The sequence below is a fragment of the Peribacillus cavernae genome, assembly GCF_003989135.1.
GTDB classification, from domain to species: Bacteria; Bacillota; Bacilli; order Bacillales; family DSM-1321; genus Peribacillus; species Peribacillus cavernae.
In genome coordinates this window covers 22605-44162 of the sequence record NZ_RYZZ01000006.1, presented here as the reverse complement: position 1 = coordinate 44162, position 21558 = coordinate 22605, and the positions used below count along the sequence as shown (strand labels likewise).

19 protein-coding genes are annotated in these 21558 nt (G+C 40.8%); 5 read left to right on the top strand and 14 right to left on the bottom strand.

The genetic code is table 11. The annotated features are described in order from the left end of the window. Positions 1-318: 318 nt before the first annotated feature. From ELQ35_RS04750 to ELQ35_RS04740, 3 genes are all read right to left on the bottom strand, one after another. Positions 319-1668 (bottom strand): MFS transporter, encoded by a 1350-nt coding sequence (locus ELQ35_RS04750; protein WP_126863692.1) that lies wholly within the window; start codon positions 1666-1668, stop codon positions 319-321. Between the two features lie 364 nt (positions 1669-2032). Then, positions 2033-3493 carry an aldehyde dehydrogenase family protein gene (locus ELQ35_RS04745; RefSeq protein ID WP_126863691.1) on the bottom strand — a complete coding sequence of 487 codons (1461 nt, stop codon included), beginning with the start codon at positions 3491-3493 and terminating at the stop codon, positions 2033-2035. A 13-nt stretch (positions 3494-3506) separates the two neighbouring features. Next, positions 3507-4676, bottom strand: coding sequence for an iron-containing alcohol dehydrogenase (locus tag ELQ35_RS04740; RefSeq protein ID WP_126863690.1), 1170 nt, complete (start codon positions 4674-4676; stop codon positions 3507-3509). An 816-nt stretch (positions 4677-5492) separates the two neighbouring features. Here ELQ35_RS04740 and ELQ35_RS04735 point away from each other — a divergent pair. The 4 genes from ELQ35_RS04735 to ELQ35_RS04720 all read left to right on the top strand — a co-directional run bounded on the left by ELQ35_RS04735 (position 5493) and on the right by ELQ35_RS04720 (position 8403). Further along, entirely contained in the window at positions 5493-6152 is a 660-nt protein-coding gene (locus ELQ35_RS04735) for a GntR family transcriptional regulator (RefSeq protein ID WP_126863689.1), read from the top strand. Between the two features lie 302 nt (positions 6153-6454). After that, positions 6455-7249, top strand: a complete 795-nt coding sequence (locus ELQ35_RS04730) for a fumarylacetoacetate hydrolase family protein (RefSeq protein WP_126863688.1) — start codon at positions 6455-6457, stop codon at positions 7247-7249. Beyond that, positions 7246-8004, top strand: a complete 759-nt coding sequence (locus tag ELQ35_RS04725) for a fumarylacetoacetate hydrolase family protein (protein ID WP_126863687.1) — start codon at positions 7246-7248, stop codon at positions 8002-8004. Before ELQ35_RS04730 ends, ELQ35_RS04725 begins: the two co-directional genes overlap by 4 nt. 15 nt (positions 8005-8019) lie before the next feature. Continuing rightward, on the top strand, positions 8020-8403 hold the full coding sequence (locus ELQ35_RS04720) for a 5-carboxymethyl-2-hydroxymuconate Delta-isomerase (protein WP_126863686.1): 384 nt from the start codon (positions 8020-8022) through the stop codon (positions 8401-8403). A gap of 151 nt (positions 8404-8554) precedes the next feature. Here the strand turns inward: ELQ35_RS04720 and ELQ35_RS04715 are convergent, their stop codons facing one another. From ELQ35_RS04715 to hpaI, 11 genes are all read right to left on the bottom strand, one after another. Continuing rightward, positions 8555-8863, bottom strand: a complete 309-nt coding sequence (locus ELQ35_RS04715; protein ID WP_126863685.1) for a Rieske (2Fe-2S) protein — start codon at positions 8861-8863, stop codon at positions 8555-8557. A 21-nt stretch (positions 8864-8884) separates the two neighbouring features. Continuing rightward, positions 8885-10081: a cytochrome P450 gene (locus ELQ35_RS04710; RefSeq protein ID WP_126863684.1), complete on the bottom strand. Its 1197-nt coding sequence runs from the start codon at positions 10079-10081 to the stop codon at positions 8885-8887. 88 nt (positions 10082-10169) lie between these two features. Further along, on the bottom strand, positions 10170-10949 hold the full coding sequence (locus tag ELQ35_RS04705; RefSeq protein ID WP_126863683.1) for an ABC transporter ATP-binding protein: 780 nt from the start codon (positions 10947-10949) through the stop codon (positions 10170-10172). Continuing rightward, positions 10942-11733: an ABC transporter ATP-binding protein gene (locus tag ELQ35_RS04700; protein ID WP_126863682.1), complete on the bottom strand. Its 792-nt coding sequence runs from the start codon at positions 11731-11733 to the stop codon at positions 10942-10944. Before ELQ35_RS04700 ends, ELQ35_RS04705 begins: the two co-directional genes overlap by 8 nt. Beyond that, on the bottom strand, positions 11730-12788 hold the full coding sequence (locus tag ELQ35_RS04695) for a branched-chain amino acid ABC transporter permease (protein WP_126863681.1): 1059 nt from the start codon (positions 12786-12788) through the stop codon (positions 11730-11732). The genes ELQ35_RS04700 and ELQ35_RS04695 overlap by 4 nt, the downstream gene beginning before the upstream one ends. A gap of 13 nt (positions 12789-12801) precedes the next feature. Further along, positions 12802-13683: a branched-chain amino acid ABC transporter permease gene (locus ELQ35_RS04690; protein WP_126863680.1), complete on the bottom strand. Its 882-nt coding sequence runs from the start codon at positions 13681-13683 to the stop codon at positions 12802-12804. Between the two features lie 69 nt (positions 13684-13752). After that, the gene (locus ELQ35_RS04685; protein ID WP_126863679.1) at positions 13753-14940 is read right to left on the bottom strand and encodes an ABC transporter substrate-binding protein; all 1188 of its coding nucleotides are present in this window, start codon (positions 14938-14940) and stop codon (positions 13753-13755) included. Between the two features lie 153 nt (positions 14941-15093). Then, positions 15094-16077, bottom strand: a complete 984-nt coding sequence (gene hpaD, locus ELQ35_RS04680; protein ID WP_126863678.1) for a 3,4-dihydroxyphenylacetate 2,3-dioxygenase — start codon at positions 16075-16077, stop codon at positions 15094-15096. A 19-nt stretch (positions 16078-16096) separates the two neighbouring features. Continuing rightward, entirely contained in the window at positions 16097-17575 is a 1479-nt protein-coding gene (gene hpaB, locus ELQ35_RS04675; protein WP_126863677.1) for a 4-hydroxyphenylacetate 3-monooxygenase, oxygenase component, read from the bottom strand. 26 nt (positions 17576-17601) lie between these two features. Next, entirely contained in the window at positions 17602-19119 is a 1518-nt protein-coding gene (gene hpaE, locus ELQ35_RS04670) for a 5-carboxymethyl-2-hydroxymuconate semialdehyde dehydrogenase (RefSeq protein ID WP_126863676.1), read from the bottom strand. Between the two features lie 47 nt (positions 19120-19166). Then, complete coding sequence (hpaI, locus tag ELQ35_RS04665; protein ID WP_370873426.1) at positions 19167-20093, bottom strand: 2,4-dihydroxyhept-2-ene-1,7-dioic acid aldolase; 927 nt, start codon at positions 20091-20093, stop codon at positions 19167-19169. Positions 20094-20255: 162 nt separating this feature from the next. Between hpaI and ELQ35_RS04660 the strand changes: the two genes are divergently transcribed. Further along, positions 20256-21158, top strand: a complete 903-nt coding sequence (locus tag ELQ35_RS04660) for a LysR family transcriptional regulator (RefSeq protein WP_126863674.1) — start codon at positions 20256-20258, stop codon at positions 21156-21158. Positions 21159-21558 lie beyond the last annotated feature (400 nt).

The window sequence follows — 21558 nt, the reverse complement described above, 5'->3', positions numbered from 1 at the left end:
GAATATTTCAACACATTTATTTATTTATTTTTTGAAAACTTCTATTTACATTTCTTTAACCTATCTAAAGCACATCCTACCGGCTTACTGCAATCCCTTTGTAAATAATTTATACAATTTCAATGGGATGGATAATTTCTAAAACTTCCCAGGAAAAAGGCCCTTGACTGTTCTTTTCTTAATCCGGCAAAAATTCGATTATACCGGCCAAGATTTTGTTCACTACTTAGCAAAATGCAGCGATCATGAGCAGTCAAGCAGCCTCTACCCTTCGTTTCAATCAAACAGGAAAATTGGGAGTGTACGCATAGTTTTCAACTACACTGCCTCTATCTTTTTTGTAAAATCGATAAGCAATGATGCTCCGGCAAGAACTAGACCAAACACGCTAAAAAGAAGCAATCCCAAAAAATAGGAGCCTGTAGACGATACAATAAAACCAATAACGATTGGAGTGATCACACCTGCCATATTGCCTGCAAAATTCATACTTCCTCCCACCGTTCCAATATGGTCACGCTGGGAAATGGCAGCGGGGATACTCCAATACAAACCAGCCCAGCGCAGGAAAAACAATGCGATACAAAGCAGTGTGACCGCCATCGCTGGTGAAGTGGATAAGGTTAACAGAAGAATGCAAGCTGCACTTATTAGTCCAGAAGCAACAAGAAGTGTGTGCATAACTGTATTAAACTTGCCGCCTTTTTTTCTCCAGGTATCTGCAATCCATCCTCCGGTTAATTCACCTATAACACCTGTACCAAAAATAAGCAAAATGGCCCCACCCACCGTTGTAATATCTAAATTTTGGGTTTTGGCAAGATAATTGGGACCCCATGTCATGAGGCCGAAAAAAATGGTATTTAAAGAATAAAAGCCGATACACATGGCCCAAAAATTACGGCTTTTCAAGTAATGTTTCATTCTGGCAGCCTTGGCGTCTTTTTGATTTGAATCGTTCTTGTATTCTTCTAAATGAGCTTTTCTAAGATATTCACGCTCTGCTTCATTCACCCTGGGATTGGTTTCCGGAGTGCCCTTTATCACCCTCCAGCTTATAAAGGCAATGACAATTGTCAGTATGCCGACTCCAATCAAGGCGCCACGCCATCCTCCCAGCCATGCCATAAAAGCGACTGTCACAGGTCCACCAAGGGCCGTTCCCAATGATGCACCGCTGTCAAGCAAGGTGGCACCACGCCCTCTTTCTTTAGAAGTCAACCAGACAGATTGTAATTTTGCCCCACTGGGAAAAATAGGTGATTCTGCAATTCCAAGGATGACACGTAATAAAACAAGCATTTTACTGGTGCTGACAAACCCGGTTAATGTTTGCGCGATTCCCCAAGCAAATGCTGAACCTACAATTAACTTATCCGGCCGATACCGATCGGCAATCCATCCAATCGGGATTTGCATAAGCGCATATCCCCAGAAGAAGGAACTTAATAACAGACCCACAATTGCAGGATCCAAAGACAAGTCCTCTTGTATTGCTGGCATTGCTACAGATAAAACAGCTCGATCGATATAATTGATCGTTGTAAGACCTAGTAAGGCAATAAATATTTGCCAGCGCACGTTTGTCGGTTTATTTAAATTTCCAGGCAACTGTAAACGATTACTTTTTGATAATTCAGATTCTACATCCGCACGTTGATTTGACATTTTTTCAACCCCTCACTGTGAAAAAGACTCGAAAGTTAACTCTATTAAAGGATGAAAGTTTAGAGCAATTGATCTCTGCGGCCTTCGACTGACGAAAGTTTTTTTGATAATGTAGTACCTTTTTCGTTACGATTGGCAATTCCGGCGGTGTTCCTCTCTCTGTTGAAATAAGAGATAGAACATAGCCGGAAGCCCTCCCGGTCAACAATTCAATGACATGACCCGGAATCTTGATTAGTGAAATGGATATTTCACTAAATTAGGAGGATAATCGCTTGCTACTGTTCATTAGGCAATTTCTTTAATTTGTAAATAAGTATTCTTTTTTGTACTTTGAATACTTAAGGCGCTTCCGCTTTTCTAGTTAATTCGCATCATAAACGACTTTTAAATCTGTAAAGAAATCCTTCGCGGTACTGCCTATGGAATAAGGACCGATTGCTGAATGTTTTAACCCACCAAATGGCGCATGCGATTCACTGACAGTTCCATTGTTTACGTGAAGCATCCCCGCCTGGACTTGACTTACAAATAAATCCTGGTAGGACTTATTTTGAGTAAAACAAGATGCTGCAAGCCCGTACTCGGTGTCATTGCATATGTCAAGTGCTTCGTTAAAGCTGCTTGCTGTCAAAACGACTAGCACAGGGCCAAAAATTTCTTCTTTAGCTATCCTCGCATCAGGTTTAACGTCAGTAAAAATAGTAGGTTCATGGAAATAACCTTGTTTTTCTTGTGCGGAGGCTTTCCCGCCTGTTACCAGTGTTGCGCCTTCTTCCAGGCCAATCTGGACATACTTTTGTGTCGTTTCTAATTGTTCCTGAGACACCAATGGTCCTAATGTAGTTTGTTTATCTAACCCATCACCAATCACATAAGCATCCGTTTTTTGTTTTAGAGCAGCTACGACTTGGTCTATATCATTCTCATTCACAATGATTCGGCTAATCGATGTACATCTTTGGCCAGTAGCCGCAAATGCAGCCGGTACGATTTGATCGATAGCATTTTTAATATCGGGGCAGTCGTAGATAATTGCGGCGTTTTTTCCGCCCATTTCAAGCTGCACTTGAATCAACCGTTTGGAAGCTTGTTCATAGATGTTCGACCCTACCCCTGTTGAACCTGTGAATGTAATTCCTTGCACCTTAGGATGATTGACTATTTGATTTCCTACACTTCTTCCAGAACCGATTATTAGATTTAATACACCCTCTGGCAGACCGGCTTTTTCAAACAACTCGACAATTTTAGCTCCCATTGCCACTGTTATGCTGGCTGGCTTAAAGACAACCGTATTTCCGGAAACCAATGCAGGGGCAATTTTTCTTAAAGGGGTGACCAATGGGAAATTCCATGGTGAAATCGCAGCGATTACACCTTTGGGAACTCTAACTGTACGAATGCTTACATTCTCACGTTCACTTGGCAAGGTGTCTCCGGATAACCTTGATGCTTCCCCGGCTGTAAAACGTACCTCGCTGATTGTTTTATTTACTTCGCCTAAAGATTCACTGAGAGGCTTGCCTTGTTCTTTTGTTAACAACTCGGCAACCTCATTTTTCTCTGATTCTAAAAGCTCAGCAAAGCGGTACAGATATTTCCCCCGATTAATCGGAGAGATTTTCGACCAGGTTTGGAATGCTTCATGAGCTGCTTCAACGGCCTTATTTGCATCTTCTTCAGTTGACTTTGGAGAGATTGAAACGATTTCCTCCGTATTTGCTGGATTTTCTCTTGTGTACGTTTCATTATTTGAAGCTGGAACCCATTTTCCTGCGATGTAGTTATTGACTGTAATTGGAGAATTCTTAATAGCTACCATATTGACACTCCCCTTATTTAATAGTGTTAATCATTGAAACTAGATCCTGGACGGTACAATTTTTCGGATTTGCATTTGCAATCCCGCTATCAAATGCTTCCTGGGCGACGACTTGGATCTCCTCAAGCGACAGTTCAATGTTGATATCCTTCAAAGTCTTTGGAATTCCTAAGTCTGTAACCAACTCTTTTACAGCGTCAACCGATTTTTCCGCAGCACTTCTTAGGCTCAAATCTTCCACTCTCTCTCCAAGCAATGCGGCGATATTTTTGAACTTCTGAAAATTAGAGCTCAAATTATATTCCATAACAACAGGAAGCAGCATGGAATTAGCTTGTCCGTGAGCAATTTTGTATCGTCCGCCTAGTGGATGCGATAAAGCGTGAACGGCGGCAACCCTTCCCCAAATAAACGCCGTCCCGGCAATCGTACTGGCCAGCATCATGTTAGAAGCAGCCTCTAAATTGGTACGATCTGCAACAAATGGTCTTAACCATTTACCAATCAACTCGATGGCATGTAAACCCAACGCCTCTGTAATGGGCTGTGCTTGATTAGAAGTATAAGATTCAATCGCATGGCTTAACGCATCCATTCCCGTAATCGCTGCGAGCCCCCTTGGCAATGTTGTCAGCAATGCGGGATCCAAAATTGCCGCTTTTGGATGTAAATGCTCACTAAGAATCCCCATTTTGTATTTTCTTTCCTCATCCTTCAATACCGCAGCATGGGTAACTTCAGATCCTGTACCCGCCGTAGTTGGGATGGCGATTACATCAGGTCCGCGGTTTGGAATTTGATTTTTCCCTTCAAATTGGTTTAAATCCCCTGGATTTGCAACTGCTATGGAAACGCCTTTCGCTGTATCAATAGAGCTTCCACCGCCTAAGCCAATGATGGCATCACAGTTTTTTTCTTTGAATAACTGTTCGACTTTTTTAACTACCCTGATTGTCGGATCGGGTTCAACCTCAGTGAAAACTTCGTATTTAATATCCCCGTTCTTAAGAATGGTTTCGATGTGGTCAAGCGCACCTGAGTTTGCGATCCCTTTATCTGTGCAAATAAGGATATTTTTATAGTTATATTTTTTAAGAATACTTGGTAATTCTTGCAGGCGTCCAACGCCAAAATGTATCTGTGTATGTAGACCAAATTCAAACGAATCTTTTAGTAAGTTCATAAGTAACCCTCCTGATCAATGTGATTTAATTATCTTTAAGAAAACAGTGTCTTTCCCACTTTCAACCCGAAACATGCCAAGTGCCCGAAAAGTAATCGCTTTCAAAAGTGCTCTTAAAATTGACTATGATATTCATCCACTTGAACAAGTTTACAAGGAGATCAGCAGAAATATCGGAATCATCCCTAAGTTCGTAATCAGTACCCAATCTCAATTCACTTCATCAATATCGGCCTTATTCAAAACTTCTGTTTAAACCGCCTCCTTCAAGGTATATATAAAATATTATCGATAATCTATTTAAAAGATAACAACTTTTGCTGTAATTGTCAAAATAATTTTAAGATTAAATACCTTTGTCTTTCCTTCTTAGCCGGATTCTTTATTTTTGAAATAATCAGTTCCTATTTCGATTAAAGTTTTGTCGTCACTTTTAATTTTTGTCATCTGTTACTCTATATAAGTTGAATTTAAAGGTTCCTATTCCTCCATTTAGTGTATTTATCCATCAAAACCCAAATAAGAGGATGAACCCATGAATAAGCAGGAAGAAATCCTTCACAAGTAGAAACGGCAATGAAACAGGCAAAATATACACGACCTACTTTTTGTTTAAAAGAGAAACAGTATTTATCCGCGAAATCAGCAAGATTCAGGGGATAGTGATTGACCGACTTAGTGTTAAATTGTAATTCTTTATCTCAACTTATATAGTTTGATTTGCAAGTCCACATTTGGAATAAATTGATATTTTTCTTTTTTTCGGCTACACTCATTATAAACGATTATCGATAAAAAAGTTGAGGTGCTTTTCCTATGGGAGAAACAATTAAAAATTATTCTTTATCTGACCAGATATCTGACCTGTTAAAGGACTCGATTATAAAAGGCGAATTAAAGCCAGGAGATCGACTCCTGGAGCTGGAGGTCGCAAAAACCTATAATGTCAGCCAGGCTCCGGTGCGCGAAGCCCTTTCCCGGCTTCGAAAAGAAGGATTTGTCATTCACCATCGTCATAAAGGTTCGTTTGTCTCCAATTTCTCTAAAAAAAACATCGAAGAAATTTATAGTTTCCGCGAAGTAGTGGAGCCTTTAGCAATCACAAGGGCGATAGAAAACTTAAAAGAGGAAGACTTAAAAGAACTTAGTCGCTTATATGAAAAAATGCTCGCGGCAGGGAAAAATAATGACCTTGATGAAGTCAGGGAACTGGATAATGCTTTCCATTCATATATTTACAAACTGGCAGATCATGAGTTTATGTATCAGGTCTGGATGGATTTGAGTTCCGTCTCCAATCGAATCTGGTATGTAACAAGCCAAATCTATTTTGAAAACCTGGATGAAATCGCCAAACTCCATAAGCCGATTTTAGATGCCCTGTGGGAACGTGATGTTGAAAAATGTATTGAGGCATTTAATAAACATATGCATTATGTGTGGGGAAGAATTCGTCAAGAAGAAAAACTTAACTAGAAGACTGTTCACATTTGCTTGTTTATTTATCAATATCAAAAAACACCGCTATTTTTGCGGTGTTTTTCCAATTATTCGGCATATTGTTCAATATAAATAAGGAGATCGGAAGTCTGAAAGAAAATTGAATTGGAGGAGCCAGATGATGAACTATTATCAAGTTGGGGCAACTAAAAGAAGGATATGTTTCAGAGTCGTTGAATTTATTATATCCTAATATGTTAGATTAAAAAATGAACGTTACCTTAAACAGATATGATACCATATATAATAGAAAGTACCATTTTTTGGGGGTGATGAATGTGTTCAAGGCAAAAATAAGGTTGCAAGGCAGACATCAAATAGAAGAAACTTCTGTCGACTTGCAGGATTCAATTGTAAATATCCATGACACCAAGATACAACTCCAGCATCTGAGATGCGACCCACCTGTATCAGGCACTATATACGGAGTATTGCTAAACTACAAAGGTGCTCTTGAAGCTTTGGGAGATCTAGTGAATGAACCTCCCTATAATCAACCTCCTGTTGCTCCGATTCTTTATATAAAGCCAGTGAATACTATTATTGGACATGGAAGTGCGATACCCCTTCCTGCTGCTATTGAAAAATTAGAAATGGGAGCCGCACTTGGTATCGTCATTGGCAAGACCGCTACAAAAGTAAGTATAGATGAAGCAATTCACTATATAGCCGGCTATACAGTTGTCAATGATGTAAGCGTTCCCCATAAAAGCGTTTTTCGTCCCGTTGTTAAGCATCGATCCAGAGACGGCTTCTGTCCTGTTGGGCCATGGATTATTGAAAAAGATGATGTGAAAAACCCTAACGATTTAACGATTCGAGTTTTTATCAACGGGAAATTGGTACAAGAGAACAATACCAGTAACCTGATCCGTCCGGTTGAAGAGCTGATACGTGATGTTTCGGAGTTTATGACACTTTTTCCAGGCGATGTGCTGTTAGTCGGTGTTCCAGAAGCCTCTCCTGTAGTCGGGAATGGTGATCATGTAAGGATTGAAATTGATGGAGTTGGGTTTTTAGAGAATACTATTTTGCCAGAGAATGATGTTTATTCAGGAGGTTTTTCAGGATGAAGCATGCGAGAGTTAGTTATGCAGGAGCCATTCATAACGCAGTATGGGTAAATGGATCAATTCAACTGAATGACAACAGAGAAGTTCAGGAAGAAGATGTCATATGGTTGCCTCCAGTTGAGCCTCGGACTGTTTTTGCTTTAGGTTTAAACTATGCTGACCATGCAAGTGAGCTTGAATTTAAAGCACCCGCTGAGCCTCTGGTTTTTTTAAAAGGCCCGAATACATTTATCGGACACCGAGCCGATACACGTCGCCCGGCTGATGCCACTTATATGCATTATGAATGCGAATTGGGGGTGGTTATTGGGAAAACAGCAAGAAATGTGAAACGAGAGGACGCCTACAAATATGTCGCCGGGTATACCGTTGCTAATGACTATGCGATTCGGGATTATTTAGAAAACTATTACCGACCTAATTTACGGGTAAAAAACCGTGATACATGTACTCCGATAGGTCCCTGGATTGTTGATCAATCAGATATTGCGGATCCTATGAATTTAACTCTCCGTACTTATGTAAATGGAACCCTCACCCAGGAAGGGTCGACCCGGGACATGATTTTTGATATTCCATTTTTAATAGAATATTTAAGTGAATTTATGACTTTAAATCAAGATGACATTATTTTAACCGGTACACCTAAGGGACTTTCTGACGTAAAAGCGGGTGATGAAATAATAACTGAAATAGAAGGAATTGGCAGTCTCTTAAATACAATTGTTGGCGATGAAGTGTTCCAAAGATCATGAAGTCGGAGGTGCAGGATGCCCCATATTACGATTGAATATACGGATAATTTAATAGATGAAGCAAACATTCCCGAACTTTTACGATCGATCAATCAAGTATTTATGGAAAGACCCAATCTTTTCCCGATAGGAGGAATAAGGACCAGAGCCATTGAACTGAAGGATTATTGTGTAGCTGATGGTACAGAAGACGATGCTTTCGTGCATACTACAGTGAAAATTGGAGCAGGCCGTTCTGAAGCAGATAAGCGCGAAACATGTGATGCTTTATTTGAAGTTATCAAACAGCATTTTTCCGAGCTTTTTGAAAAACGCTACCTGGCCTTATCAATGGAACTTATTGAATTTAGTGAAGCCGGAACCTATAAGCATAATAATATTCATAAGCGATTTAAATAGTTTAATCCAGCCTATCAAAGAACGGCAAAAAAGGAAGAGAAAGTTTAATCTCTTCCTTTTTGTTTGTTGACCTGTTCTTATTTACTCATTCATCCACAATTCCAATTGATTTTTCAACTCTTACAGATTATATAATTTTTTATAACTGCTTTTACAGTTTAATATACAGATCCTCCCCTTCAACCTTCACTTCAAAACATTTAATCGGTTTTTTTGCTGGCGGATTCAACGGCTCTCCTGTATGGAGATCAAAAGAAGCTCCATGACAAGGACAAGCAATCGTTTTATCTTCAATTAAGCCCTCCGACAATTTACATCGTGCATGGCTGCACATATTTTCAACAGCAAATATTTTCTCACCAATTTTGGTAATGGCTATTTCTCCATTCGTTGCAGAAAACGTTGTAATATCGGTTTCTGTTAAATCTGATATTCTCCCCACTTTAATAAGTTCACTCATCGTTAACCACCCCTATCGACCTCATTTATCCCACTCTAAATGCAGGTGCAATGGCCCTCTAAACACCCAACCCTTCATTTGCGGAGGATGGTCTAAATTTAAACGAAGATTGGGTATCCTTTCGAATAATATTGGCAAGGCCGTCATTCCAAGCTGGTAACGAGCGAGCCAGGCTCCCAGACAATAATGATGTCCTGTTCCAAAAGCGAGATGGCTCTTTAGCTTTTTACGATGAATATTATAGACGTTGGGATTTTCCCATTGATTTTCATCCCGATTCGCTGAAGAAACGAGTACAGCTATTTTATCTCCTCTCTTTAATTTCTTGCCTCTTAACTCCGTATCAACCGCCACTTCCCGGGGATACATTGATAAAGGAGCAACTTTTCTGAGTGACTCTTCAACTGCAGCCGGAAACAAAGTGGGATCACTTTTCACTTGATTCATCTGGTCAGGATGAGTTAATAAATCCCATACAGTTAAGGTGATCCCATCCCGGGGTTCATTTAGGCCTCCGCCGATGATAAGCTTTACATTAGCCCTTAATTCGTCAACGTTCATTTTTCCGTTTTCTACCACCGTGTGTACCATGCTAGATATGACCGACCCATCTTCCTCTTTCTGTACACGTTTTATGGCCCTATCTACCGCCTCATCCACTTCGAGTCCTGAACGACATGCCCTTGCCCATACCTCAGGGTCATTCCCATAATTGGCACAACCGTCAATCAAATCCCTTGTCCATCTTTGCATTTCTTCCTCTGTTGCGTTCTGCAATCCCAAAACCATTTTTAAGGTCCTGGCCGCAAATGGTTCAGCAAATTCACTAACAAGCTCGACTTTTCCGCGATCAATGAATCTATCAATAAATTCATTTGCCGTCTTATTCAACATGTTAGCCCATCGTTGCCTTACTACTTTTGGTTTCAATGGTTCTTCACATGCTTTGCGCAGCCTTGCATGTGCAGCACCATCCTGTCTAAGCATTGTTACACCCATTACTTTTGTTTGAAGGGATCTTGATTCATGGGCAGTATAGATCTCCGGGTGTGTATCGACATAAACAACGTCATCATACCGGGTAATGAACCATCTGTTAACGGATTCAACCCAACAAACAGGATCCTCATTACGCATTTTTTTAAGAAATGGATACGGGTTAATAGTTAATTGCTCTATCGATATGTCAGAGCCAATTCTTTTTTGGATGATCGCCATTACACAGCCCCCTTGGAATAATACACAACCTTAATTTCTCCATTATTTTTGTAAGCGATGTCAATTGGCAAAAAATTTTAGTTTTTAATCAAATTAATTTTTTTCCTCTTACTTCCTTTTTTCCAGTGTTAAAGGGGACTTCCGTTTTTTTGCTTGACTTCCCAAAATACGCTTCCTGGACTTTTGGATTATGTAATAACTCCTGTGAAGTTCCGGAAACTACAATTTTTCCATGTGCAAGTACACAGCCCCGATCAGCTACTTTTAAAGCTGCTTTTAAATTTTGTTCTACAAGAATGATCGTTGTCCCCATCTCATCACATAGTTTTCTTAGGATCATCATAATGTCTTTCACGATTAATGGGGCCAATCCCAACGACGGCTCATCCAGCATCAGAACCTTTGGTTTTGCCATAAGCCCCCGGCCAATCGCGAGCATTTGTTGTTCTCCGCCTGAAAGCAGTCCACCGGGACGATCTAACATTTGCTTCAAGCGTGGGAACATCTCAACCACATCTTCATAATCCTTGTTAATGGTTTTTTTATCCTTTTGATACCTATGGTAAGCACCTAATAACAAATTATCTTTTACTGTTATCGAAGAAAATATCTGGCGGCGTTCCGGCACTAAACAAATTCCTTTTGGGACAATCATTTGAACCCCGTCATTTGTAATCTCTTCATCCTTATAAATAATGGAGCCTTCCTTTGGCAGATAAACACCTGCAAGGGTTCCAAGCAACGTACTTTTCCCGGAGCCATTTGAGCCTACGATTGCCACAAGTTCCCCTTCCAATACTTCGAGATCAATTCCCTTCAATACATGCAGGAAACCGTGATAAGTATGGAGATTGTTAACCTTAAGCATATACTGTATCCTCCTCTTCATCACCTAAGTAAGCTGCTACAATCTTGGGGTTTTGATAGACTTCCTCCGGTGTCCCTTCACCAATTTTCACTCCATTGTCCATGACAACAATTCTGTCAGACATAGACATGACTGTTTCCATATCATGTTCCACAAAAACAAATGTCAGGCCGTCTTCCCTCATTTTCAAGATGACTTCAATGAGCTGCCTTGACTCTTCGGAATTTAAACCAGCCATTGGTTCATCGAGTAAGATTAATTTGGGATTGGACGCAGCTGCACGTGCTATTTCCAACAGTCTTTGGCTCCCATATGGCAAAGTGGGCGACATTTTATAGGCCAGGTGTGCAATTCCGACACGTTCTAAACATTCCATTGCCTTTTCCATCGTTTTACGTTCTTCCTTTACAACCATTGGGAGACGTAACCCTGCCGTGAATAGATTTGTTTTCATCGTCAAATGCGCACCTGTCATAACATTTTCAATCACAGTCATATTGCTGAATACTTCTAAGTTTTGGAACGTCCTGGTTACGCCTATCTTTGCAATTTGATATGGTTTTTTACCTGTTAATTTATGATTCTCAAAAACTACCTGGCCTGATGTACTCGGCAAAACCCCGGTTATCATATTAAACAGAGTCGTTTTCCCGGCACCATTTGGCCCGATAACGGCAAATATTTCGCCCTTTTTTACATCAAAGGACACCTCGTTTACCGCTATTACCCCTCCAAATTGTTTCGTTAAATTGTCCACTTTTAAAATGACATTTTCTCTTGTCATTGGTTTTCACCTCCGGAAGCAACACGATCTCCACCGACCTGTAACGGGGGTTGAACCTTTTCTTTTTTCTTTTTAAACTTAGAAAATAGTTTTTCAAACTGCGGGTATAAGCCGTTAGGCATATAAATAAGAGTGACCACTAATAATATGCCAAAGAACATAATTTCAAATTCTCCACCCGCACTTGGCAAGAACATTGGAACTAGTTGTTTCAGTATTTCACCCAATAATACGTACGTGGCAGCGCCGACAATAGACCCCCAGATGCTGCTTGAACCGCCAATGATCACCATTAGCAGAAAATAAATCGATGTCATTGCACCAAACAATTCCGGATTTATAAAGGTAACGTAATGCGCCAGAAGTGATCCTGACAAAGAAGCAAACATCGCACTTAACATGAATGCCTGAAGCTTATAATTCATGATGTTCACCCCAACAGCATCAGAGGCAACTTCACTTCCCTCAATGGAGCGCAATGCCCGCCCAATTCGTGAATGGATAATATTACGGGAAAAAATAAGCCCGATCATGACAAACACCCAAACTAGGTAAAAATAACGAAGATCATTGTTAAATTCAAAACCAAACAGATTGATCGTGGGAATTCCGAAAAATCCATTCGAGCCACCCGTTAAATCTTTCATTTCTTTGAACGATGTATATACGATAATACCAAATCCCAATGTCGCTAAAGCCAAGTAATGGCCTTTTAGTCTAAATGTTGGAATACCTACGATCAAGGCAATCAATGCTCCCAGGATCATGCCTGCAATCATCCCGATCCATGGAGAAAGCCCGTAAGTACCCGTTACTATTGCTGAGGAATAGGCACCAATCCCGTAAAAAGTTGCCTGACCCAGCGATATTTGACCTGCAAATCCAGTCAGCATCGTCATTCCATTACAAACCAGTGCGTAAAAACCGATCATGATAAAAATGGTAAAAATGTAGTTTGAGGAAATGAAAACAGGCATCAAAAATAATAGAACGGTAAAAATGATGGGGCCGGCCGGGCTGTTATGATAAATCTTTTTAAGGTCTTTTTTTTCCATAGAAGATTCCCCCTTACACCCGTTTTCCTGAGGCTTTCGCAAACAAACCTTCTGGCTTAATAAATAGAATGAGCAATAGCATTGAAAAACTGACAACATCTTTTGCTCCTGACGACCATAATCCCTCAGTAAATGATTCCAGAATTCCGATCACAAAGGCACCTGCAATGGCGGCCGGGGCATTTGTTAACCCGCCGACAACTGCTGCAACAAAGGCTTTTAAGCCCAGCATCATTCCCATATCATAGGAAGCACCCGAAATCGGGGACGTTACGATTCCTGCAAGTGCACCAAGACCGGCACTTGCTGAAATAGCCAAAAGCGACATTTTTTCTGGATTGATTCCCATCAGTCTTGCCGCAAATGGATTTACGACACAAGCAGTCAATGCTTTTCCGACAAATGTTTTATTAAAGAAATAGATCATCGCGAATAAAATAAGGATCGCAATACCTATGGACCAAATACTTTGTGGCAAGAGCACAGCATTCAGAAATTTTATAGGTGTATTATCGGTAAATGGTTGCAATGACTGAGGCTGAGTTCCCCATATTAATATTGCAATCCCCCGAAATGCAATCGAACAGCCAATTGTGATAATAATCAGGGTCGGCACGGATGATTTTCGTGCCGGGTGGATAGCCGTTCTTTCAAACAATGCTCCGATAACTGAAACAATCAACATACTGAAGATAACAGCTGCCCAAAGAGGCAGCCCCGCATTAATTAATGAGATACTGATCAAAGCTCCGAACATTGCGAATTCACCCTGTGCCAGGTTAAGAACGCCTGTTACGTTATAGATGATCACAAACCCAATTGCAATCAAAGCATAAATGGAACCAATCGTTAAACCGGAAAATAACAACTGTATGACCTGGCTATGGACTTCCATTGTATCCCTCCAACTTTTTCACTTAATAAATAAGTTTATATCTGTCAGAATGCTTTGAGTATATTTACCTTATTCCTCCAATACCCATTTCCCATTTTCGATTTTTATCATGACCAGGCTGTCTGGCGTCAATCCGTTATGGTTTTTTGGACTTAAGCTAAACACTCCAGCCAATCCGACGAATTCACTAGTATTATTTTCTAGATAGTCCCTGATTGCTGCTCGATCCGTACCCTTTTCTTCAAGCGCTTTAACAAGAATGTAAAATCCATCCCAAGGATGTGCACCAAACAAGCTGACAGGTTTTTTAAATTCTTTTTCGTACTCTTCCTTATAGTTTAGGAGAATTTCTTTTTGTGGATCTGTATCACTTAATTGATCTGCGACAATAAGCCTTCCTCCCGGGAAAATGACTCCATTTGCAGAATCTCCGGCTAAATTGAATATCTGTTGGGATCCTATCCCATGGCTTCCTAAAACCGGCAAATCAATTGCCAATTCCCTTATATTCTTAATGACAACTGAGGTTTCCTGAACGGTTCCCCAAACGATCAGAGCTTGTGGCTTCGCTTTCTTGACACGTGTCAATACCGGCTTGGCATCCTTAACTGTTGCCTCGAACTCATCCTCAATCACTGCTTCAATTCCGTACTTTCGAGCCGATTTTTTGAATTCTGCATGTGCTCCGGTCCCGAATGAATTGGCAACATTTAACCAGGCTACTTTACTATGACCTTTCTCTTTCAGATATTGTAAGAGCTTCTCAACTGCGTGACTATCATCTTGCGGCATTTTAAACACCCATTCCCGTGCTGTACCGTCCTCTTTTTGGTGTATTTGCCGACTGGATGCTGTAGAAATGAACGGAACTTTGTTCTGCTCCGACAAAGGAAGCATGGCTAATGCATTGCCACTTATTGTCCCGCCAATTATGGCAACAGCCTTATCCTGCGTTATCGCCTTTTTCATCGCCAATACAGCTTCATTTTGATCAGATTTATCGTCATAAGTAACCAGTTCTATTTTCTTGCCGTTAATTCCACCTTCTTCATTTTGCTTTTTGACTATCATCTTCAGTGTTTCCAGCCCTGGTTCGCCGAGCGGTGCGGCTCCCCCTGAAGAAGAAAAGATTCCTGCAATTTTAATAGTGTCGGAGTCCGATTCATTGCTGCCGGATGCAGATTTTGAATCGGAATTACAAGCAGAAATTAATAGCATACTTATCAATAGGAATATTAGCAGCCACAACTTTTTCATTTTTACACCCCTTATTTTTTTAATAGCTACATGTTGTCTATTCATTTATGTAGATTTGATTTGACCTGACAACCTGGGATCTTTGATACTTCCCAATGGACATGAAGATTTAGAGTTGAAAGAGTAACCGGAATTTCTCTTTTCCAAGCAAAACTAAGTGATAAAAATTGGTTTATGCTGCTTTAATTTTGGATCTGTTGTATTGATTTGTGCTCCAGTATGGATGTCTAACACGGTTGATGCCTCATTGAACCAGCTATCCGGTGCTTCAGCTCCCCAGAAGGTTTGGCGTCTTTTATCGTTAATTTCCCATCGTACCGGTTTAAAATCAGGATCACTGGTCAAATAGTCTCCATTATAAAGCTCAATCCGATGTCCATCCGGATCTCTTAAATAAAGGAAAAACGCATTTGATAAGCCATGGCGTGCAGGTCCGCGTTCAATATTTCCGGAGTAACCAATCGAGGCAAGAACATCGCACCCTTGAATAATACTCATCGGATCGCTTAGCCAGAAGCCGATATGATGCAGCCTCGGGCCCTTTCCGTTCATGAATGCAACATCGTGTACACTTGGTTTCCGGTGGAGCCAGGCAGCCCAAATTTTATCATCTTCAGATGCAGTGTACTCCGAACAGGCAAACCCCATTTCATTAATATAGAAGTTATAAGCTTTTTCTACATCAGGTACCGTGTTATTGAAATGGTCAATCCGCTGGACTTTGGCACCTTTATATAAGTCGTACCGTTGAAGCATTCTCTCGACTGCGTCCATCTTAGCAAAGAACTCCAGTGGTAATCCTGATACATCCTGCACCCTTAAAGCACGGCCTATTGCATGTTGTTTTCCTTCTTCGACCCATTTTGTTTGATATCCCCTTCCGCTGAAAAAGACCGCTAAAGCATCAAGATCCGCTTCCGAAAAGACCTTGTAGCTCATTACTTCAACACTGGGCGCATCGGCTTTTTTCAGTACCAAACTATGGTGGCAATGTTCCTCAAGTCCACGTAAAAATATTTGTGAACCATCTGATTCTGTCTCGATAAAGCCTAGCCCGTTTATATAAAAATCACGAGACTTTTCAAGATCAGTTACATTGAGAATCGCCCGGGCGGCACGAATAATATTGAAATCCATGACCTTTCCTCCTCGTATATTATGTGTTCGTGATATCCGCATTTTTGTTGGCGCCTACATTACTAAGGAAGCTGCTAATTCTTTCTTTTAATTCGTCCTTCGGATAATTATCAAAATAAGTCATGCCCATTCTGACCGGATCTCCAAAGAAATAATACTCGTAGTGCATTTGCCTGCTGCCAAAAGCGCTCATTGTCATATCCCATGCTAAACGGAATAACTGGACACGCTCGTATCCCTCCAAATTTTTACTTTGTAAACCACGGTGGATCAATTCGCCGATTTCTTTGTTTTCAAAATCCGCTTGAGTTGGAATTCCCATTAAACCCGATGCACCAAGAACCCGCAGAATTTCGACTAGACGCGGATATATTCTAGGATACCAGTTGCGTGCGGCATCCAATGCATCGTAATCTGGCGTCATTGTTCCCCATTTATCAAGCTTCGCATTATATTCTGCACGATATAAATGAGATTTCATTGCTTCCAGTGTTAACATGATTTCTGTTCCTTTGTCCTTCACATGCTGGAATTGGTCAATGCCAATTGCATCCATTAAGGAAAGTGCCACACCGAGTAAAAATTCTGTTTTTATGATGTTCTTGGCAACAACCTGATGCGACATATGGACAACGGCATTGGTCTCACGGAATGCCCGGTTGCAGATCGATGAATTTCCACAAACAAAAACGCGATCCCACGGAACGAATACGTTTTCAAACGAAACAATTGCATCCCCTTCTTCAAACCTGGAGGATAAAGGGTGATCCCAGGAATTCCTTCCATAATCAAATGATTCCCGGCTGATGAATTTGAGCCCGGGTGTATTATTCGGAATCGCAAATGCTAAAGCATACGGATCGTCTTCTGCCCCGGCCCTATTGACAGTAGACGGGAAAACAAGAATTTCATCTGTAATTCCACCTTGTGTAGCTAACAAGCGAATTCCATCGACGATAATCCCTTCATTGTTTTTTTCAACCAGATGCAAAGCAACATTCGCATCTTTCTGATCGTGCTGGGCTTTTGCCCGGTTTACCTGCGGGTGAATGAGTGTATGGGTTAAGCTGATATCGTTTTCTCTGGCACACTCATAATAATTCCTGGCATTTTCCGCGAATCGTTGATCTGCCTCGGCGAATAAGTCATTAGCCATGCCCATCGCCATAACTTCGGCATTCAGATAATCCGGTGAACGTCCCATCATCCCTCCAGAAATTAGAGCCCATTCCTGGATCGCTTCACGTCTGGCAATAAGGTCACCAATGGTTCTTGGCTGGATGAAAGTCATTCCGACCTTGTTCCCGGTAGTCGGCGATGTATAAAGCATTTTTTCCGGCTTTTCAAACTGGATATCATAAAGGTGGGCCATAGATTGAACTGCCCCATTTAATCCGGGATGTTCCGTTACATCTTTTACTCTTTCACCGTGAATATAAATATTGTTATTAGCCTTCTTCAATCTATTAATATATTCTTTACCTGTTTTTGCAGGCATATGAGATCCCCTCGCTACTTCTGGTTTTATTTTTTCTTCCCGAATTGGGGAATATGATGATCGCCAATCGCTACATGGATGACCTTTGGCTCTGTATAAAACTCAAACATTGCGTAATGCCCGCCTTCTCTTCCAATTCCGCTTGCTTTTGTCCCGCCAAATGGTATCCGGAGATCCCGGACATTGTGTGAATTTAGCCAAAGCATTCCAGCATCAACCGCCTGTGCAACCCGATGCCCCCGCTTAATATCGTTCGTCCATACATAACCAGCCAAACCATATTCTACTGCGTTTGCCGCAGCAATTACTTCTTCTTCTGTTTCAAACTCAATCACTGCCATTACTGGCCCAAAAATCTCATCCTGGCAGACCTTCATATCATTTGTTGCATTCAATAAAAGTGTTGGCGGGACAAAATTGCCTGCTTTTACTTCTTCAGGAACGACTCCTTGAACTACCTGGCAGCCTTCTTTAGCGGCAAGTGCGATATACTCGGATACTTTTTGATAATGGTTTTTCTCAATCAAAGGGCCAAGCTGTGTAGAAGGATCCATTGGGTCGCCTATTTTAATATTTGATACCCGTTCCTTTAATTGTTCAACAAATTCGTCCTTAATGTTCTTATGGAGAAATAATCGGGAGTTTGCTGTACATCGTTCTCCATTGAATGAAAAAATTCCCCATACTGTTGCATCAATAGCTCTTTCAATATCTGCATCCTCGAACACAATGAGCGGTGATTTCCCCCCGAGTTCCATGGAAGTTTTCTTTAAGGAATCGGCAGAGTTTTTAATTATCGTGGACCCGGTCACCGTTTCACCGGTAAACGAAATGGCTTCAACATCGGGATGTGCCACTAAAGCAGCACCAGCTGTTTCACCAAATCCATGAACTACATTAAAAACTCCTTTCGGGATTCCTGCCTTATCGATCACTTCTGCCAATTTATTCGCTGTCAATGGCGATAATTCTGCAGGCTTTAATACAACCGTATTGCCAGTTGCCAAAGCAGGTGCGACCTTCCAGGTTTCCAACATAAATGGAGCATTCCACGGAGTGATTAATCCTACTACTCCTAATGGTTTATATACCGTGTAGTTGATAAATTCCTGGTCCACCTGGTACGCCTCTCCATGAAGCGTTGACTCAACCATTTTTGCATAAAAGCGAAAGTTTTCGGCTGCCCGTGCTACCATATTTTTGGTTTGGCTAATCGGCAGGCCGGTATCTAAAGCTTCTAAAACAGCAATTTCAGCAATTTCTTCATCGATTACGTCAGCGATTCGATTAATATAGGTCATTCTTTCAGATAGTTTCATATTTCCCCAGCTGCCATGAAACGCAGATTTTGCTGCAGCGACTGCCTTTTTGATATCCTCCTGCCTGCCTTCTGCTATGTTATTGATGGGGGTATTTGTAAATGGATTAATATTTTCAAATACAGCACCCGATTCTGCGTTTACAAACTCCCCATTGACGTAAAGCTTAATATCTTCGACTCTTATATGATCTGTCTGCTTATTTTTTTGTGTAACTTCACTCATCAAAGCTTTTCACTCCTTTTACCCGAGAAATTTCGTAGAATTCGACATCAATTTGCCGAAATAATGTCTTCTAGTTCTACATATTTTTTAAGTACTTCCCGAATTTCATTTTGCAGTTCCTGTGTTGGAAGGTCCATTGGCAAGCGCAATACTGGCTTGATTTTCCCCATCATACCTAAGGCTGCTTTTAACGGGGCAGGGTTTGTATCTTTAAACAAGACATCATTTAATTCCATTAACTCAAAATGCAGATCCTGGGCCCGCTTTACGTCTCCTTCATTCCATGCATCATAAATTTCCGCTACCTGTTTCGGCACTATATTTGCTGTTGCACTGATATGTCCCGCACCGCCGATTGCAAGCATCGGGAAGCAAAGCAATTCAATTCCTGAGTATAGCAAAAAGTCCCTTCCGCATTTCAGCAATACCCGGTTTACATGTTCAAAATCTTTATTGGATTCTTTTACACCGATAATATTCGGACAATCATTATTTAACCTGGCAAGCGTATCCACATGTAAGTTTGTCGCGGTACGACCTGGAATATTGTAAATAATAATTGGAATGGAAACCGATTCCGCCACTTTTTTAAAATGTTTATATAAGGCATGCTGGGACGGTTTATTGTAGTAAGGAACGATGACCAATGCTGCATCTGCCCCAATTTCCTCTGCTTTTTTGGTTAAATATAGGGTTTCTTCGTGGTTTGTCGACCCCGTGCCAGGAACATATGGAACCCGGCCGTTAACTGCCTTCGCAGCCGCTTCCATGACCTTTACTCTTTCTTCTGCCGTTAAAGAGCTAGGTTCACCTGTTGTACCTGTTACCGAAATTGCATGGCTTCCACTTTCTATATGCCAGTGAATAAGCGATGCAAGCGTTTCGAAATCCACTGAGCCATCCTCATTAAATGGCGTGACAATTGGGGCAATTGAACCCCTTAATCTCTTTTTTACATCAGCATATTTACTCAAATGCATTCCACTCCTTCTTCTAAGTAGGTGAAGTTTTAAAATTTAAAAAATTCTGAAAGCCCTTTCATTTATAAATTAACATGTGATATGGTATATGAAAAATATTAATAATGTTGGTTTTCTATACGAAAAAAATATGCTCCCGAGGAGATGGAGGAATGTATGGATATTAAACAACTGCATTATTTCTGTACCATTGTGGAGGAAGGCCAAATAACACGCGCTGCCAAAAAACTTCTAATGGCACAGCCCCCGCTTAGCCAGCAGTTAAAACAGCTTGAGGAAGAACTTGGAGTTATCCTATTTGAAAGAACAGGGAAACGGATGGAATTAACTGTCCAGGGGAAGATCTTATATAAAAGGGCTATTTCTTTGCTTAACCAAGTTTCTGAGACGATTGTGGAGGTAAAGGAAAGTGGAGAAGGAATTAGTGGAACAGTTTCAATTGGAACAGTCCAGACATGCTTTTCTTATTTACCTCAGAAGCTGCTTGAATTTCGTAAGATATATCCTCATGTGACCTTTCAGCTAAGGTCCGGGGATACATATCGTGTAAGCCAACTAGTCAAGAACAGGGAAACGGAAATTGGGATCGTACGTTTCCCTTTAGAGATGGAGGGTTTTTCAGAAATCCGCCTTCCTATTGAACCATATGTCGCTTTATATCCAAGGGCGTGGGGAACAGAAAGCGGTCTCCCAACCTCTATTAAAATGAAAGAGCTTACGGATGTTCCTCTATTATTACTTCATAGAGTCAATGGCATTGGCCAATTTGAATTAATTGTCAATGAATGCAAAAGGCATGGTTTTAATCCGAAAGTTATATGCGAATGTCCGGATGCTTCGATTCTGTTAACTCTTGTCGCCTCAGGAATCGGAGTAACCATTGTGCCAAAATCAACGATATTACTGCACCATCTGGATACTATATCGATCGTCGAACTTGAGGATTCCTCCATCCAATCAGAATCATCCCTGATTTGGTTAAAAGAACGTTACATTTCAAAAGGTGCCAGGCATTTAATTGAAATGTTTTTGGATGACAGGCACTATAATGCAAATTAACTTCCTTTAGTCCATTATGTTAGCGTAATAATCATTCATTCTGAGCTTTTGTTTGAGGACAAGATGGAGGCTTTTCTCATATGTTTTCGATTCCTACGCTTTTCTCGAACCAAACTTTGAAAGGCGAAACGTTTGGCCTGGTTATACAAATTTTCTGGCTGAAACCACTGTTTGTATGAGTTGATTTGTTTTATATAGCAGATTCGAAAAAAACGCCTTTTTCATCTTTTTCTCACACCCTCCAGAACAACATGCTACCTTATATTTATTTTATTATACAAACAAGTGTTCTTTAAAGAGTTACCCTGAGCTAACAAAAAGAAGCCGATTCATCCCCCACCTTCACTACGCTTAGAGGAGGAGGTCTTCTTGGCTAAATGATAAAAACAACCTAACATAC

What these genes read in the sequence shown, in the direction of transcription:
- ELQ35_RS04750 (WP_126863692.1), bottom strand. Translation starts at nt 1,668, where the DNA reads ATGTCAAATCAACGTGCGGATGTAGAATCTGAATTATCAAAAAGTAAT.
- ELQ35_RS04745 (WP_126863691.1), bottom strand. Translation starts at nt 3,493, where the DNA reads ATGGTAGCTATTAAGAATTCTCCAATTACAGTCAATAACTACATCGCA.
- ELQ35_RS04740 (WP_126863690.1), bottom strand. Translation starts at nt 4,676, where the DNA reads ATGAACTTACTAAAAGATTCGTTTGAATTTGGTCTACATACACAGATA.
- ELQ35_RS04735 (WP_126863689.1), top strand. Translation starts at nt 5,493, where the DNA reads ATGGGAGAAACAATTAAAAATTATTCTTTATCTGACCAGATATCTGAC.
- ELQ35_RS04725 (WP_126863687.1), top strand. Translation starts at nt 7,246, where the DNA reads ATGAAGCATGCGAGAGTTAGTTATGCAGGAGCCATTCATAACGCAGTA.
- ELQ35_RS04720 (WP_126863686.1), top strand. Translation starts at nt 8,020, where the DNA reads ATGCCCCATATTACGATTGAATATACGGATAATTTAATAGATGAAGCA.
- ELQ35_RS04715 (WP_126863685.1), bottom strand. Translation starts at nt 8,863, where the DNA reads ATGAGTGAACTTATTAAAGTGGGGAGAATATCAGATTTAACAGAAACC.
- ELQ35_RS04710 (WP_126863684.1), bottom strand. Translation starts at nt 10,081, where the DNA reads ATGGCGATCATCCAAAAAAGAATTGGCTCTGACATATCGATAGAGCAA.
- ELQ35_RS04705 (WP_126863683.1), bottom strand. Translation starts at nt 10,949, where the DNA reads ATGCTTAAGGTTAACAATCTCCATACTTATCACGGTTTCCTGCATGTA.
- ELQ35_RS04700 (WP_126863682.1), bottom strand. Translation starts at nt 11,733, where the DNA reads ATGACAAGAGAAAATGTCATTTTAAAAGTGGACAATTTAACGAAACAA.
- ELQ35_RS04695 (WP_126863681.1), bottom strand. Translation starts at nt 12,788, where the DNA reads ATGGAAAAAAAAGACCTTAAAAAGATTTATCATAACAGCCCGGCCGGC.
- ELQ35_RS04690 (WP_126863680.1), bottom strand. Translation starts at nt 13,683, where the DNA reads ATGGAAGTCCATAGCCAGGTCATACAGTTGTTATTTTCCGGTTTAACG.
- ELQ35_RS04685 (WP_126863679.1), bottom strand. Translation starts at nt 14,940, where the DNA reads ATGAAAAAGTTGTGGCTGCTAATATTCCTATTGATAAGTATGCTATTA.
- hpaD (WP_126863678.1), bottom strand. Translation starts at nt 16,077, where the DNA reads ATGGATTTCAATATTATTCGTGCCGCCCGGGCGATTCTCAATGTAACT.
- hpaB (WP_126863677.1), bottom strand. Translation starts at nt 17,575, where the DNA reads ATGCCTGCAAAAACAGGTAAAGAATATATTAATAGATTGAAGAAGGCT.
- hpaE (WP_126863676.1), bottom strand. Translation starts at nt 19,119, where the DNA reads ATGAGTGAAGTTACACAAAAAAATAAGCAGACAGATCATATAAGAGTC.
- ELQ35_RS04660 (WP_126863674.1), top strand. Translation starts at nt 20,256, where the DNA reads ATGGATATTAAACAACTGCATTATTTCTGTACCATTGTGGAGGAAGGC.